The sequence below is a fragment of the Arthrobacter sp. E70 genome, from assembly GCF_058266945.1.
In genome coordinates this window covers 147,766-162,430 of the sequence record NZ_JBYQFR010000002.1, presented here as the reverse complement: position 1 = coordinate 162,430, position 14,665 = coordinate 147,766, and the positions used below count along the sequence as shown (strand labels likewise).

Below are 14,665 nucleotides of genomic sequence, written 5' to 3'. Positions count from 1 at the left end.
CACGGGGCAGGACGCTTACGCCAGTTCGCTCGCCGAACGCTGGATCTGGTCAAGCCAGGCCTGGCGGGCTTCGAGGGCTTCCCGGGCTGCCTTGATCTTGCGCTGGTCGCCGCTCTGCTCGGCCTTGGCGAGGTCTTCCTGCAGCCCGGCAATGGCGGACTCCAGTTGAGACAACGCACTGTTGGTGCGGGCCTTGCGCTCTGGGTTGGACCGCTGCCACTGCTCTTCCTCGGCCTGGCGGACCGCGTCTTCAACCTTGCGCAGGCCAGCCTCGACACGGCCCATATCGGCCCGCGGCACCTTGCCGGCCTCTTCCCAGCGGTCGCGGATGGACTGCAGGGCCTTTTTGGCTGCGGCGAGGTCCTTGACCGGTATGATCTCGTTGGCCTCGGCGAGGAGTGCTTCCTTGACGGTCAGGTTGGCGGCGTATTCCTGGTCGATCTCGTCGTTGGCGGCCTGGCGGGACGTGAAGAACACGTCCTGGGCGGCGCGGAACCGGGCCCAGAGGGCGTCGTCGTCCTTGCGGCTGGCCCGCGGTGATGCCTTCCACTGGTCCATGAGCCGGCGGTACTCGCCGGCGGCGAATCCCCAGTCCGTCGACGAGGACAGTGCTTCGGCTTCGGCGATCAGTTTTTCCTTCGCCGCCTTGGCAGCGGAGTTGTTGCTGTCCAGCTGGGAGAAGTAGGCGCGGCGGTGGCGGTCAAAGACGGTGCGTGCAGCCCGGAAGCGCTTCCACAGCGCGTCCTCGTTGCTGCGTCCCAGCCGGACCCCGCTCTTCTGCGCAGCCTTCCAGTTCTCAAAGAGCTCGTTCATGCGGGCGCTGGAGGTCTTCCACTGCGTCTGGGCGGGGTCCTGGCCGGAGATCTGTTCGGCCTCGGCCACGATGGCCTCGCGGGCAGCGAGTTCGGAGGCGCGCACGGCGTCGTGCTCGGCCTTTTCGGCCTTCTCCAGCTCGGTGATCTGGCCGGCCAGCTTGTCCAGCCGGGCCTCGGCGGCGCGGAGGTCGCCCACCATGTTTCGTTCGGCAAGCTGTTCGCGCAGGTGCGTCACGGTCTTCTGCATGTCCGTGCTCGGCGCCTTGGAGCTGACCCGCTGTTCCAGGAGCACGATCTGGGCCAGGACGTCGTCATATTTCCGCGCGAAGTAGGCCAGCGCCTCGTCGTCGCTGACCCCGGGGTACTGTCCCACGAGGTGCTCGCCGTCGTCGATCTTCAGGAAGACGTGGCCGTCGCCCTCCACCCGCGCCCACTTCGCGGCCTCGGCGACGGAGGTGCTGGGCGCGGCGGGAACGGGTGCGGCAACGGGGGCCGCCGCCGCAGGCTTGGGACGGGAGGCGAAGGCGGCGGGGGAGGGCGCCGACGGCCGCGGCCCCGGTGCGGGAGCAGGAGCGGGCGCAGGGGCAGCAGCGGGTTCCGGGGCCGGCGTTTCCGCAGTGGCGGCCTCTTCGGGGGCTGCAGGTTCCTGTGCGCCTGCGGCATCGGTTCCTGCACCTTCAGCGGCTGGCGCCGCCGTTTCGGTCAGGTCTGTTGCTGTTTCGTCGGATTGCTGACTGTCTGTCACCGCTAAAAGTCTTTCGCTTGGAGGGAACTGCTCAGGTTCTGCACCGTGGCCGCAAGCGGCCCCGGCTTCCTACTTCAGAGAAAACGAGTCTATCGTGACTGGTTGTTTTGGTGCGCCGTCCGTGTCGCTGCTGCCTGGGGTGATGCCGGCGGCGGCAATATTGGACACCACATCCAGCCCTGAGGTCACCTTGCCCACCACGGTGTAGCCGCCCGCGGTGTCGGGGTTGATGACGGTGTCCTTGTAGACCACGAAGAACTGCGTTCCGTTTCCGTAGGCGTTATTTCCGGTGCGGGCCACGGCAATGGTCCCGGCGGGGTAGGTGTTGTCGGCCGGGGTGTTCTCCAGGGGCCCCCAGGTGTAGTTGGGGTCGCCTTGGCCGTCGCCGCCGGGGGAACCGCACTGCAGCACGGCGAACGTTTCGGCGGTGGTCAGCCGGTGGCAGGTCTTGCCATTGAAATAGCCTTCGTCGCTGAGGGATTTGAAGACGGCGGCCGCCTGCGGGGCCTTGGTGCCGTCGAGTTCCACACCGAGCGGGCTGCCGTTCAGGAGCAGCTCACCAGTGAAGGTCTTCCCGGCCGCGGTGTCGGCGGCCGGGATGTTGGCTCCGTTGGTGGCCTGGGCGGAGGGAGTGGCGGAAGGGCTTGCCGAGGCGGATGGATCGGTCAGGCCTGCCTGCGCGGCAGCGTATTCGGCCTCGGTGGGGTTCCCTGCGAAGGCGGTGAGTTGAAGGACGACGGCGAGCAGCACGGCGGCGGTTCCGGCGCCGGCGGCCACGAGGTTGTCGCGCTTGCGCCGTTTCTCCTGCTCACGCCGCAGCTCGCGCTTGGCCTCCATTTGCTGGATGCGCCGTTTTGTTTCGCGGGCACTGCGTGAACTGGCCGCCAAGGGTCCTCCTACTCGTCGGGCTGCGCATGGCCCGGGCAGGCAGCCAGGCGCAGGTCATCGGCCGCCGGGGTCCGCCGGTCCGCCGCATTAGAGATGCACACGGATGACGCATAAACTGGCTGCCGCACATAGTTTATGCATGACTGGCCGGGCTGCAGCCCAAAGGCGCCTCCAACGGCAGCCGCGGCAGCTCCGGCGCACCTTTCCACCCAAAGGAGAACCTTTCCCATGGCACGCACCGCCTCCCTGTCCGGATTCCCCGAGTGGCTTCCCGAGGAGCGGCTGGTGGAGCTGCATGTGCTGGATACCCTGCGCCGGGTCTTTGAACTGCACGGGTTCGCCTCGATCGAAACCCGCGCCGTGGAGACAGTGGGCCAGCTGCTGCGCAAAGGCGAAATCGACAAGGAAGTGTACGGGCTCAGCCGCCTCCAGGAGGACGACAGCGACAACCCCGTCAAAGGCGGCAAAGCCGATCCGCACGCCCTCGCCCTGCACTTTGACCTCACCGTCCCGTTCGCCCGGTACGTGGTGGAGAACGCGGGCTACCTTGCCTTCCCGTTCCGCCGCTACCAGATCCAGAAGGTCTGGCGGGGCGAGCGGCCCCAGGAAGGCCGGGCGCGCGAATTCACCCAGGCGGACATCGACGTGGTGGGAGACGGTGAGCTGCCGTTCCGTTACGACGTGGAGATCGCCCTGGTGATCGCCGAAGCGCTCAGCGCGCTGCCCATTCCGGACTTCCGCCTCCGGGTCAACAACCGGAAACTCGCCGAAGGCTTCTACCGCGGCATCGGACTCGAAGATACCGCCGGGGTGCTGCGCAGCATCGACAAACTCGAAAAGATCGGCCCCGAGAAGGTGGCGGAGCTGCTCAAGTCCGAGCTCGGCGCAACCGACGTGCAGGCGCAGAAGGCACTCCAGCTGGCGGCCATCCGCACCGAGGACACCTCGTTCGTCGCGCAGGTCCGGGCGCTGGGGGTCAGCGACGACCTACTCGATGAAGGCCTCGACGAGCTCGAGCAGGTCATCGACGCTGCGGTCCAGCGCGCCCCAGGCAAGGTCCTGGCCGACCTCAGCATCGCCCGCGGCCTGGACTACTACACCGGCACGGTGGTGGAGACGGTGCTGGTGGGCCACGAACAGCTGGGTTCGATTTGCTCCGGCGGCCGGTATGACGCCCTGGCATCGAAGGGCAACCGGAAGTTCCCCGGCGTCGGGCTCTCCATCGGCGTCACCCGCCTGGTGTCCCGGATCCTCAGCCAGGACCTGGCCAGGGCATCCCGGTCGGTTCCCACTGCCGTGCTGGTGGCCCTGACCCACGACGACAGCTGGGGCGCAGCCCAGGACGTGGCGGCACTGCTGCGCAGCAGGGGCATTCCCACGGAAGTGGCTGCGAAGGCGGACAAGTTCGGCAAGCAGATCAAGTTCGCGGACCGGCGGGGCATTCCGTTTGTCTGGTTCACGGACGACGACGGGACGCACCAGGTCAAGGACATCCGCACCGGTGAGCAGGTGCTGGCTGCTCCGGAGACCTGGATGCCGCCCGTGGAAGACCTCACGGTGCAGGTGGCGACCACCGAGCAGGCTGCGGCCGCGGTCTAGCCGGCTGGCTGGTGCCGCCTGAGACGCAGCACCAGCCAGCGCCCCGCAACACCGGCGGCAAGGACCGCGGCCATGGTCAGCACCGGCGCCGGCGGCAGAGTAAAGGCCAAGACCACGCAGCCAACAAACCCGGCGGCGTTCAGCCAGCGGGGAGCGTAGGCGGGGCGGACCGCGAGGGTGAACGCGGACGCGTTGGCCACGGCGTAGTAGACGAGCACGCCAAAACTTGAGAAACCCACCACCGTCATCACGTCGGTTGTCAGCAGCAGCAGGATGACGACGGCGGCCACGCCCAGTTCAGCGGCGAACGGAACCGTGTGCCTCCCGCCCACCCTGGCGAGGAGCCCCGGCAGGTCGCGTTCCCGCGCCATGGCCAGCGTGGTCCGGCCCACTCCCGTGATGAGTGCGAGCAGCGCGCCCAGGCAGGCGGCGGCAGCTCCTGCCTGCACCACCGGTGATCCGCCGGCCAGCTGCGACTGAAGGACGGCGTCCAGCAGAGGTGTCGCGGTAGTGGCCAGTCCTCCGCCAAGATGGTTCAGCAGGAGCAGCGCCAGCGCCAGGTAAATGGCGAAAGCCGCCGCCAGGGCGGCGAGGATGGCACGGGGGATGGAACGGGCGGGGTCCTTGACCTCTTCGCCAAGGGTGGCAATCCTGGCGTACCCGGCGAAGGCGAAGAACATCAGTCCCGCGGCCGGGAGGACGCCCATTGCGCCGTTGGCAGGCCCCGCCGGTTCCGCTGCTGCCGGGTGCGGGCCAAGCGCCGCGGCAAGGGCCACGAAGACCAGGGTGGCGAGGACCATGCACAGGAGGATGCGGGTGAGCAGGGCGGTGCGGGTGATCCCCAGCAGGTTGACGCCGGTGAGGGCCAGCACGGCGGCGATTGCCACGGGCACTGCGAAGTCGCGTGCCACATAGCTGCCGAACGTCAACGCCATCGCGGCGCAGGACGCCGTTTTGCCCGTGACGAAGCCCCAGCCGGCCAAGAAGCCCGGCCACTCGCCGAGCTGCCTGCGGCCGTATACATACGTTCCGCCGCTGGTGGGGTATTTCGCTGCGAGGGCAGCTGACGCCACCGCGTTGCAGTAGGCCACCGCCCCGGCGATGGCAACGGACACGACCAGCAGGTTCCCCGCCAGCGCGGCGGCCGGGGCGAACACGGCAAAGACGCCGGCACCCAGCATGGAACCAAGGCCGATGGCGGTGGCATCGAACGTGCCAAGCCGTCGTTGCAGCTGCTGCTGGGCGCTCATGAGGCGGGGGTCCCCTTCCAACGGGTAAACTCGGACGGGATCGTTCCTGGAACGATCATATTGAACTTCGCTGTTAGCTTCCCGCTGTTACCCCGCAGAAAGGCGTGCTGTGCTGCGCACACATGACCTCGGATCCCTTCGCTCCGAGCACATTGGACAAACCGTAACCCTGGCCGGCTGGGTGGGCCGCCGCCGTGATCACGGTGGTGTGGCCTTCGTGGACCTGCGCGACGCCTCGGGCGTCTCCCAGGTGGTGGTGCGGGAGGAAGAGGTCTTCCACGGCCTGCGCAACGAGTACGTCCTGCAGGTGAAGGGCACTGTGTCGAAGCGGCCGGAAGGCAACGAAAACCCGGCCCTGGCCACCGGCGAAATCGAGGTCATCGCCGAGGAAGTCACCATCCTCAACACCTCGGACCCGCTCCCGTTCCAGATCGACGAGCACGTCGAAGTGGGCGAAGAAGCCCGGCTCAAGCACCGCTACCTGGACCTCCGCCGCCCCGGCCCCAGCCGGAACCTTCGCCTGCGCTCCGAAGCCAACCGGGTGGCCCGCGAACTGCTCCACCACGAGGGTTTCGTGGAGATTGAGACGCCTACGCTGACCCGTTCCACTCCGGAAGGCGCCCGCGACTTCCTGGTTCCGGCACGCCTGGCACCGGGTTCCTGGTATGCGCTTCCGCAGTCCCCGCAGCTGTTCAAGCAGCTGCTGCAGGTGGGCGGCTTCGAGAAGTACTACCAGATCGCCCGCTGCTACCGGGACGAGGACTTCCGCGCGGACCGCCAGCCGGAATTCACCCAGCTGGACATCGAAGCCAGCTTCGTGGAACAGGACGACATCATCCGGCTCGGCGAAAACATCGTCAAGGCTGTCTGGCAGCTCATCGGCGTGGACATCCCCACGCCCATCCAGCGGATCACGTATGCCGACGCCATGGCACGCTACGGCTCGGACAAGCCGGACCTGCGCTTCGGCCAGGAACTGACCGAGCTCACCGACTTCTTCAAGGACACCAACTTCGGAGTCTTCAAGGCGCCCTACGTCGGTGCCGTCGTCATGCCCGGCGGTGCCTCACAGGCACGCCGCGCCCTGGATGCCTGGCAGGAATGGGCCAAGCAGCGCGGTGCCAAGGGCCTGGCCTACGTCCTCTACAAGGAGGACGGCGAGCTCGCCGGACCGGTTGCCAAGAACCTTACGGACATCGAACGCGCCGGTCTGGCCGACGCCGTGGGCGCCAAACCCGGTGACTGCATCTTCTTCGCCGCCGGCGAGAAGACCCCCTCGCGTGCACTCCTCGGCGCGGCCCGCGTGGAGATCGGCCACCGCACCGGCCTGATCGATCCCACCGACTGGGCATTCTGCTGGGTGGTCGACGCGCCCATGTTCGAGCCCGCTGCTGCCGCCGTTGCCTCCGGTGACGTGGCCGTGGGAGGCGGCCAGTGGACTGCGGTGCACCACGCCTTCACCTCGCCCAAGCCCGAGTTCCTTGACACGTTCGACAAGGACCCGGAATCGGCACTCTCCTACGCCTATGACATCGTGTGCAACGGCAACGAAATCGGCGGCGGCTCCATCCGTATCCACCAGCGGGACGTGCAGGAGCGCGTCTTCGAGCTGATGGGCCTGGACAAGGAGGACGCCCAGACCAAGTTCGGCTTCCTGCTCGAGGGCTTCAAGTACGGCGCCCCGCCGCACGGCGGCATCGCCTTCGGCTGGGACCGCGTGGTCTCGCTCCTCGCGGGTGTCGAGTCCATCCGCGACGTCATCGCCTTCCCCAAGTCCGGCGGTGGCCACGACCCGCTCACGGAGGCCCCGGCGCCCATCACGCCGCAGCAGCGCAAGGAAGCCGGCGTGGACTTCAAGCCCGAGGCCAAAAAGCCCGAGGTCAAGAAGCCCGAAGACAACAAGTAGTACAAGGAAAGGCCGCAGCAGGGCCTGCCACCTGGAGGCTCCCCGTGCAACCGGGGAGCCTCCAGGCTTTAACGGCCCCGATCCACAAAGGAGCAGTCCCGTGACCGCATCACACGCCCTGGAGCGCGCCCCGATGGACCTCGAGACCGCAATGGACGCCGCCTGGCCGGCCACCGACCGGCACGACGCCGGAGGTTGGGTGCTGCGGGCTGCCGGCGGCGTGACCCAGCGGGCCAACTCCATCTGGCCGCGCACCACAGGCGGGGATCCGGACCTGCAGCAGGCCCGGCTCCGCGAAGCCAGGTCCTGGTACCGCAGCCGGCGGCTGCCCGTGATCTTCCAGGTCTTCGACGGGCAACGTACTGCCGCACTCAACCGCCTGCTCGATGCCGAGGGCTTCACGCGGCAATCCGAAACCCTCGTCATGACGCGGGGGCCGGTGGCCGGGACATCGGAGCAGGGTGGCGTCGAAATCTCCCGGGAGCCGTCTGCCGACTGGCTGGAAGCCTGGTGGGACGTGGACGGACGCGGGGGTGCGGACGCCCTCGCCACGGCGCGGGACATCCTGCAGGGCTGTCCGTCCATCTACGCACTGGTGCGCGACGGGCACGGGCTGCCGGCCGCCGTCGGGCGTCTCGCCATCCCCGCTGCCGGCACCCGCGGAGGCGTCTACTGCATGGCCACCCGGCCCGACGCACGCCGCCGGGGCCACGGCACCGCCGTGCTGCGGGCCCTGTTGCAGGCCGGGGCGGAACAGGGGCTGTCCGGCTACTGGCTGCTGGTGACTGCGCCGAACCACGCAGCGCAAGCCCTGTACGCCGCCGCCGGGTTCACTGAAGCGGGGCGATACCGGTACCGGCAGGAGCGTCCCCGCCGCGCGCTGACGGGCTGCTGAACGTCGCCCGCGAAAGTGGAGGAGAAGCCTCTGGCTACCCGGCCGGGTCTGTCACCGTGACCCGGACTGAGCACGCGTCCGCGGCGGCCTTCTTCACAACGGCGGCCCGGGGTTCTGCCACATCCAGGTAGCCAAGGCGGGGGAGCCGGGCATACTCCCGCAGGGCCGGGTCCGCAAGGACGAGGCCGGCCAGGGTCCTGTCGCCGCCGGGCACCACGTACTCGAACGGGGCAGCGCGGAACACCTGCGCAGCCTGTTCCGCCACGGCGGCCACCAGGGCGTCCGCCTGGTTGGACCGGCGCCGGGCGAATCGCTGCTGGGACTGGCCGCCCGCGGCAGTTCGTGACTGCACGTAGCGGGTGCCCGCCTTGGACGCCAGCAGCAATCCCTCGCTGGCCACACCGATCCCGTAGCCGCCGCGCCGCACCAGCAGCAGTCCGAGCCGGCGCGGCTGGGAGGCCAGGGCGGCGAGCCGTTCCAGGGGGCCTGCGCCCCGTCCGGGCCTGCCGTCGTCCGGCCAGGGTGCCTGCAGCAGCGCCGTGGCACCGTCGGCTGCCACCAGGTGGAGGCCGTCGTCGCCGTCCTGCAGCCGGTAGCCGCCGTGGGCGGCCCCGAACCGCTCGGCCCAGCCCGCCAGCCGGGGCCCGGAAACGAAGGTTGTCCGGACGGACGGCGTACCGCTGGCGGCAGCAGGGGCTGGCATGGGGATTCCTTCCGTGGCGGAACGCGGGCGGCGCAGGTGGGCAATGGAAGTAGCCTATCTAGGTGGATGATCTCTTCGGGCACGGCCCGGACAACGACGACGACGATGCTCCGGTCGCCGCGGGCAGCCCCGGGGCGGGCGCCGGAGCCAAGGCGCCGCGCAGCCCGCTCGCTGTGCGGATGCGGCCGCGCACGCTGGACGAAGTGGTGGGCCAGCAGCACCTCCTGGGCCAGGGTTCGCCGCTGCGGCAGCTGGCGGCAGGCGCCGATGCCGCGGGGCCGGCAGGTCCCAGTTCGCTGATCCTGTGGGGGCCGCCCGGCACAGGCAAGACCACGCTCGCTCACGTGATCGCCCGGGGACCGGGGCGCAAGTTCGTGGAACTGTCCGCCATCACCGCCGGCGTCAAGGACGTGCGCCGCGTCATGGACGATGCCCTCACCGCCCGCGACCTGTACAAGACCACCACCGTCCTGTTCCTGGACGAGATCCACCGCTTCAACAAGGCCCAGCAGGACGCCCTGCTGCCCGGTGTCGAGAACCGCTGGGTGGTCCTGGTGGCAGCCACCACCGAAAACCCGTCGTTCTCGGTGGTGTCGCCGCTGCTGTCCCGTTCCCTGCTTCTCACGCTCAAGCCGCTGACGGATGCCGACATCGAGGGCCTGCTGGTGCGGGCGGTGGCGGATCCCCGGGGCCTGGGCGGGAAGGTGCAGCTTAGCGATGAAGCGCTGGAGCACCTCGTGCGGTTGTCCGGTGGTGACGCCCGCCGGGCCCTGACTGCGCTGGAAGCCGCCGCCGGCGTCGCTTTCGGTGACGCGGACGACGTCGAACGTTCCGCAGGGGAGGAAAGCGCGGCCGGGGAGCCGGTCGTTGTGGAGCTTCGCCACACCGAACGCGCCCTGGACGCTGCGGCCGTCCGCTACGACCGTGCGGGGGACCAGCACTATGACGTGGCCAGCGCCTTCATCAAGTCCATCAGGGGCTCGGACGTTGACGCGGCGCTGCACTACCTGGCCCGCATGCTCGAGGCGGGGGAGGACCCGCGCTTCGTGGCCCGGCGGATCGTCATTTCCGCGGCGGAGGACGTGGGCATGGCGGATCCCAGCGCCCTGCAGACGGCCGTCGCGGCGGCGCAGGCGGTCCAGCTCATCGGGATGCCCGAGGGCCGGATCATCCTCGCCGAGGCGGTGGTCCACCTGGCCACGGCACCAAAGTCGAACGCGGCCTACATGGGGATCAACAAGGCCATCGCGGACGTCAGGGCCGGACTCGGTGTCGGGATTCCCGCACACCTGCGCGACGCGCACTACCCCGGATCGAAGCAGCTGGGCCACGGCGTGGGCTACAAGTACGCCCACGACGCACCCCACGCCGTCGCCACCCAGCAATACCCGCCGGATGACCTCGTGGGCCGCGACTACTACCAGCCCACCGGCAACGGCGCCGAACGCGACATTGCCCAGCGGCTGGAGCGGCTGCGCCGGATTGTCCGCGGCAAGTGAGCCCGTGGTAGGCTGGATCTTTGTCTGGCAAGGCTCGGACGCATAATCCCCCAGTTTTATGTGGGGAAGGTTATGCCCTGCGCCCAGTAGCAAAAGGCAGCGGTTGGCCGATGCTCTCCATCGTGGAGGCCAGTAACACTGACACACCGCAGATATTGGAAGGACACAAGTGGCTAACAACACTCGTGCTCGCCGTCAGGCCCGCCTCTCGCGGTCCCTCGGCATCGCTCTGACCCCCAAGGCCGCCAAGTACATGGAGCGCCGCCCGTACGGCCCCGGTGAGCATGGCCGTGCCCGCAAGAAGCAGGACTCCGACTACGCCGTCCGCCTGCGCGAAAAGCAGCGCCTGCGCGCCCAGTACGGCATCCGCGAAGCACAGATGACCCGTGCCTTCGAAGAGGCCCGCCGCACCAAGGGCCTGACCGGTGAAAACCTCATCGAACTGCTCGAAATGCGCCTTGACGCACTGGTCCTGCGTGCCGGCTTCGCCCGCACCATCGCCCAGGCCCGCCAGCTGGTTGTGCACCGCCACATCATGGTTGACGGCATCCGCGTTGACCGTCCGTCGTTCCGCGTCGGCGAGGGCCAGCTGGTCCACGTCCACAGCCGCAGCGAGACCATGGTTCCGCTCCAGGTTGCCGCAGCCGGCGCCCACCGCGACGTCCTGCCCGCCGTCCCGGCTTACCTGGACGTCAAGCTCGAGGCACTGCAGGCCCGCCTGGTCCGCCGCCCGAAGCGCTCCGAAATCCCGGTGACCTGCGAAGAGCAGCTCGTCGTCGAATTCTACGCACGCTAAACCCCAACAGCGTATCCAAAGAAGCCCGTGGCAAGCGCCGCGGGCTTCTTTGTATGTAAGGTACTTGGGGGACATATGCGCAACGCGCCCTCCGGGGCCGCGCGCGATGACACCCAACCACGGAATTTCGAGGAGATGAAACGTCTATGTCTGGTGGCGATATTGCCGGCCTGATCGCTGCCGGAGTGTTCGCACTCCTGGTGCTGCTGCTCGCGGTGCCCATCCTGAAGCTGGGGAGGGTCTTTGATGAGGTGCGTACCGCCATCAAATCCATCAGCGACGGCGCCACGCCCCTGATGGACGAGGTCACCGCCACCGTCTCCACCACCAATCAGCAGCTGAAGAAGGTGGACGGCATCTCATCCAACGTCTCGGATGCGTCCGCCAACATCTCGGCCCTGTCCTCCCTGGTTGCCGCCACGGTCGGTTCCCCGCTCATCAAGGTCGCCGCTTTCAGCTACGGGGTCCGCACGGCCCTCGCCAACCGCCGGAAGCCCGCTGCCGGGCGCCGCAGCCGCTAGATTCGGAAAGAACGAGAATGAAACGACTTGCCTGGATGGGAATCGGCGTGGCCATCGGCGTCATCGCCTTCCGCAAAGTGACCCAAGCCCAGTCCAGCCTCGGCCCGGAAGGCCTCAACCGCGCCGTGGGCCGGCTTGCCGACGGTGTCTACGACTTCGCCGACGCCGTCCGCGCAGGGATGCGCGAACGGGAAACGGACCTGCGGAGCGCACTCGGCGTCGAACCGGCAGACGTAGCCCGCCGCTGAACACGCGGGCCTGGCCCGCAGCAGAACCAACCGGCAGGGACCACCCCACGGGACCAGCCATCTGAACGAACTTTCCGCGCCGCCTGGCGGGGCGGACCACGAAGGGTAAGAAACAGCTCATGAAGTCGCAGGAGATCACCAAGCGCTGGGTGGACTTTTTTGTCAGCAAAGGCCACACCGCGGTACCTTCCGCCTCACTGGTCTCCAGCGACCCCTCGCTGCTGTTCACTGTGGCCGGCATGGTCCCGTTCATCCCCTACCTGACCGCCCGTGAAGAGGCGCCCTACTCGCGCGCCACCAGCGTGCAGAAGTGCATCCGCACCGGCGACATCGAGGAAGTGGGCAAGACCGCCCGGCACGGCACGTTCTTCCAGATGTGCGGCAACTTCTCCTTTGGCGACTACTTCAAGGAAGACGCCATCAAGTTCGCCTGGGAGCTCCTCACCAAAGGCGTTGACGACGGCGGCTACGGCCTCGAGCCCGAGCGGCTCTGGGTCACGGTGTACGAAGAGGACGACGAAGCCCGGGACCTTTGGTTGAAGAACACCGGCGTCCCGGCCAGCCGCATCCAGAAGATGGGCAAGTCGGACAACTACTGGTCCACGGGCCAGCCCGGCCCCGCCGGCCCCTGCTCGGAGATCTACTACGACCGTGGCCCCGCCTACGGCATCGAGGGCGGCCCGGAAGCCGACGACAACCGCTATGTCGAGATCTGGAACCTCGTGTTCATGCAGTACCAGATCGACAATGTCCGCTCCAAGGTGGACTTCGACATCGTGGGTGAGCTGCCCAAGAAGAACATCGACACCGGCCTGGGCATGGAACGCCTCGCGATGATCCTGCAGGGCGTCGAGAACATGTACGAGACCGACCAGGTCCGCCCCGTGATCGACAAGGCGGCCGAACTGTCCGGCAAGGAATACACCTCTGCCGAGTCCGCCGACGACCCGCACCACACCGACGACGTCCGCATGCGCGTGGTGGCCGACCACATCCGCTCCGCCCTGATGCTGATCGCCGACGGCGTGGTTCCGTCCAACGAGGGCCGCGGGTACGTGCTGCGCCGCCTCATCCGCCGCGCTGTGCGCGCCATGCGGCTCCTCGGCGTCGAACAGGCCTGCCTGCCGGAACTGCTGCCCGCCTCCCGCGATGCCATGAAGGGCGTCTACCCCGTGGTCGAAACCGACTTCGACCGGATCAGCCGGATTGCCTACGCCGAAGAGAAGGCCTTCCTGCGGACCATCGCCTCCGGAACGGCACGCCTGGAGGAAGCCGTTGTGGCCTCCAAGGCTGCGGGCAAGCCGCTGTCCGGCGATGACGCCTTCACGCTCCACGACACCTACGGCTTCCCGATCGACCTCACCCTGGAAATGGCCGAAGAGGCCGGGCTGAAAGTGGATGAGGCGGCCTTCCGCAGCCTCATGCAGGAACAGCGCCAGCGTGCCCAGGCCGATGCCAAGTCCAAGAAGGGCGGCCACGCAGACCTCACCGTGTTCCAGGACATCCTGGCCCAAGGTGAGACGGTCTTCACCGGCTACACCGAGCTCGACGGCGAGTCCCGCGTCCGCGGGCTGCTCACCGGCGGCCGCCAGGTCCAGCAGGCCTCCACGGGCGACGAGATCGAGCTCGTGCTGGCCGAGACCCCGTTCTACGCCGAAGCCGGTGGCCAGGCAGCCGACACCGGCCTGATCACCGGCGACGGGTTCGTCGTCGAGGTCCTGGACGTCCAGCGCCCGCTCAAGGGCCTGAGCGTGCACAAGGCGATCGTCCGTGAAGGCGAGATCGGGGCGGATTCCCTGGTGCGCGCCGCCGTCGACCGTGAACGCCGCCATGCCGCCGAGCAGGCACACACCGGAACGCACATCGTGCACGCCGCGCTGCACCAGATCCTGGGACCCGAAGCCACCCAGCGAGGATCCTTCAACAAGGCCGGCTACCTGCGCTTCGACTTCGCCTGGGGCGAGGGCCTGAGCACGGCGACGCGCTCCGAAATCGAGGAAGTCTCCAACCTGGCCATCCGCAACAACTACGCGGTTGAAACGAAGATCATGGGGCTTGCCGAGGCCAAAGCCATGGGCGCCATGGCGCTCTTCGGCGAGAACTACGGCAGCGAAGTACGCGTGGTGGAGATCGACGGCGCCTGGTCCCGTGAGCTGTGCGGCGGAACCCACGTGGCCAACACGTCACTGATCGGCAGCCTTTCGCTCCTGGGCGAGCAGTCCGTGGGCTCGGGCAACCGGCGCGTGGAGGCGTTCGTGGGCATGGAGGCCTTCCGCCACCTGGCAGCCGAACGGGCGCTGGTCACCGAACTGACCGACCTTCTCAAGGTTCCCTCCGGGCAGCTCGCCGACAGGATTTCGGCCACCCTGGCCAAGCTCAAGGCCACGGAGAAGGAACTCGACCGGCTCCGCAAGGAACAGCTTGCCGCTGCCGCCGGGCAGCTTGTGGATACCGCCACGGACGCAGCAGGCGTACGCGTCGTCGCCCACGACGCCGGAACGGTCAGTGGCGCGGACGACCTCCGTGGCCTGGCCCTGGACCTGCGCAACCGCCTCGGTTCGCAAGCCGCAGCCGTGGCCGTCGCCGGCGTCGCCAACGACCGTCCGCTCATTCTCGTCGCCACCAATGAGGCGGCCCGCGAGGCCGGCGTGAAGGCCGGTGCGCTGGTGCGTGTTGCTGCCGGTGTGCTGGGTGGCGGCGGGGGCGGCAAGGACGACGTCGCCCAGGGTGGCGGAACAGACGCCGGAAAGGTCGGCGCTGCCCTGGCCGCCGTCGTCGACGCCATCTCAAGGCGCTAGAG

12 protein-coding genes are annotated in these 14,665 nt (G+C 68.4%); 8 read left to right on the top strand and 4 right to left on the bottom strand.

What is annotated here, in order from left to right:
• Nucleotides 1-15 precede the first annotated feature (15 nt).
• Together AC3IMC_RS02730 and AC3IMC_RS02725 are read right to left on the bottom strand one after the other, a co-directional pair.
• A complete protein-coding gene (locus AC3IMC_RS02730) occupies nt 16-1,560 on the bottom strand; it encodes a DUF349 domain-containing protein (RefSeq protein WP_490916911.1) in 1,545 nt (514 codons plus the stop codon).
• 69 nt (nt 1,561-1,629) lie between these two features.
• Nucleotides 1,630-2,448 (bottom strand): peptidylprolyl isomerase, encoded by an 819-nt coding sequence (locus AC3IMC_RS02725; RefSeq protein ID WP_490916910.1) that lies wholly within the window; start codon nt 2,446-2,448, stop codon nt 1,630-1,632.
• A 228-nt stretch (nt 2,449-2,676) separates the two neighbouring features.
• On the opposite strand from AC3IMC_RS02725, the gene hisS reads away from it, so the two are divergent.
• Nucleotides 2,677-4,047: a histidine--tRNA ligase gene (hisS, locus tag AC3IMC_RS02720; RefSeq protein ID WP_490916909.1), complete on the top strand. Its 1,371-nt coding sequence runs from the start codon at nt 2,677-2,679 to the stop codon at nt 4,045-4,047.
• Here hisS and AC3IMC_RS02715 read toward each other — a convergent pair.
• Nucleotides 4,044-5,297 carry an APC family permease gene (locus AC3IMC_RS02715; protein ID WP_490916908.1) on the bottom strand — a complete coding sequence of 418 codons (1,254 nt, stop codon included), beginning with the start codon at nt 5,295-5,297 and terminating at the stop codon, nt 4,044-4,046. The genes hisS and AC3IMC_RS02715 overlap by 4 nt on opposite strands.
• A gap of 109 nt (nt 5,298-5,406) precedes the next feature.
• On the opposite strand from AC3IMC_RS02715, the gene aspS reads away from it, so the two are divergent.
• Both aspS and AC3IMC_RS02705 read left to right on the top strand, forming a co-directional pair.
• Nucleotides 5,407-7,203, top strand: coding sequence for an aspartate--tRNA ligase (gene aspS, locus AC3IMC_RS02710; protein WP_490916907.1), 1,797 nt, complete (start codon nt 5,407-5,409; stop codon nt 7,201-7,203).
• A gap of 133 nt (nt 7,204-7,336) precedes the next feature.
• A complete protein-coding gene (locus AC3IMC_RS02705; RefSeq protein ID WP_490917106.1) occupies nt 7,337-8,098 on the top strand; it encodes a GNAT family N-acetyltransferase in 762 nt (253 codons plus the stop codon).
• A 34-nt stretch (nt 8,099-8,132) separates the two neighbouring features.
• Here AC3IMC_RS02705 and AC3IMC_RS02700 read toward each other — a convergent pair whose 3' ends face one another.
• Complete coding sequence (locus AC3IMC_RS02700) at nt 8,133-8,801, bottom strand: acVLRF1 family peptidyl-tRNA hydrolase (protein WP_490916906.1); 669 nt, start codon at nt 8,799-8,801, stop codon at nt 8,133-8,135.
• A gap of 62 nt (nt 8,802-8,863) precedes the next feature.
• Between AC3IMC_RS02700 and AC3IMC_RS02695 the strand changes: the two genes are divergently transcribed.
• The 5 genes from AC3IMC_RS02695 (at nt 8,864) to alaS (ending at nt 14,663) form a co-directional block, all read left to right on the top strand.
• Nucleotides 8,864-10,300, top strand: a complete 1,437-nt coding sequence (locus AC3IMC_RS02695) for a replication-associated recombination protein A (RefSeq protein ID WP_490916905.1) — start codon at nt 8,864-8,866, stop codon at nt 10,298-10,300.
• Nucleotides 10,301-10,469: 169 nt separating this feature from the next.
• The gene (gene rpsD / locus AC3IMC_RS02690) at nt 10,470-11,096 is read left to right on the top strand and encodes a 30S ribosomal protein S4 (protein ID WP_043454433.1); all 627 of its coding nucleotides are present in this window, start codon (nt 10,470-10,472) and stop codon (nt 11,094-11,096) included.
• A gap of 146 nt (nt 11,097-11,242) precedes the next feature.
• Nucleotides 11,243-11,617: a DUF948 domain-containing protein gene (locus AC3IMC_RS02685; RefSeq protein WP_454485731.1), complete on the top strand. Its 375-nt coding sequence runs from the start codon at nt 11,243-11,245 to the stop codon at nt 11,615-11,617.
• A gap of 17 nt (nt 11,618-11,634) precedes the next feature.
• A complete protein-coding gene (locus AC3IMC_RS02680; protein WP_490916904.1) occupies nt 11,635-11,865 on the top strand; it encodes a DUF6167 family protein in 231 nt (76 codons plus the stop codon).
• 119 nt (nt 11,866-11,984) lie between these two features.
• The gene (alaS, locus tag AC3IMC_RS02675; protein WP_490916903.1) at nt 11,985-14,663 is read left to right on the top strand and encodes an alanine--tRNA ligase; all 2,679 of its coding nucleotides are present in this window, start codon (nt 11,985-11,987) and stop codon (nt 14,661-14,663) included.
• Nucleotides 14,664-14,665: the final 2 nt, after the last annotated feature.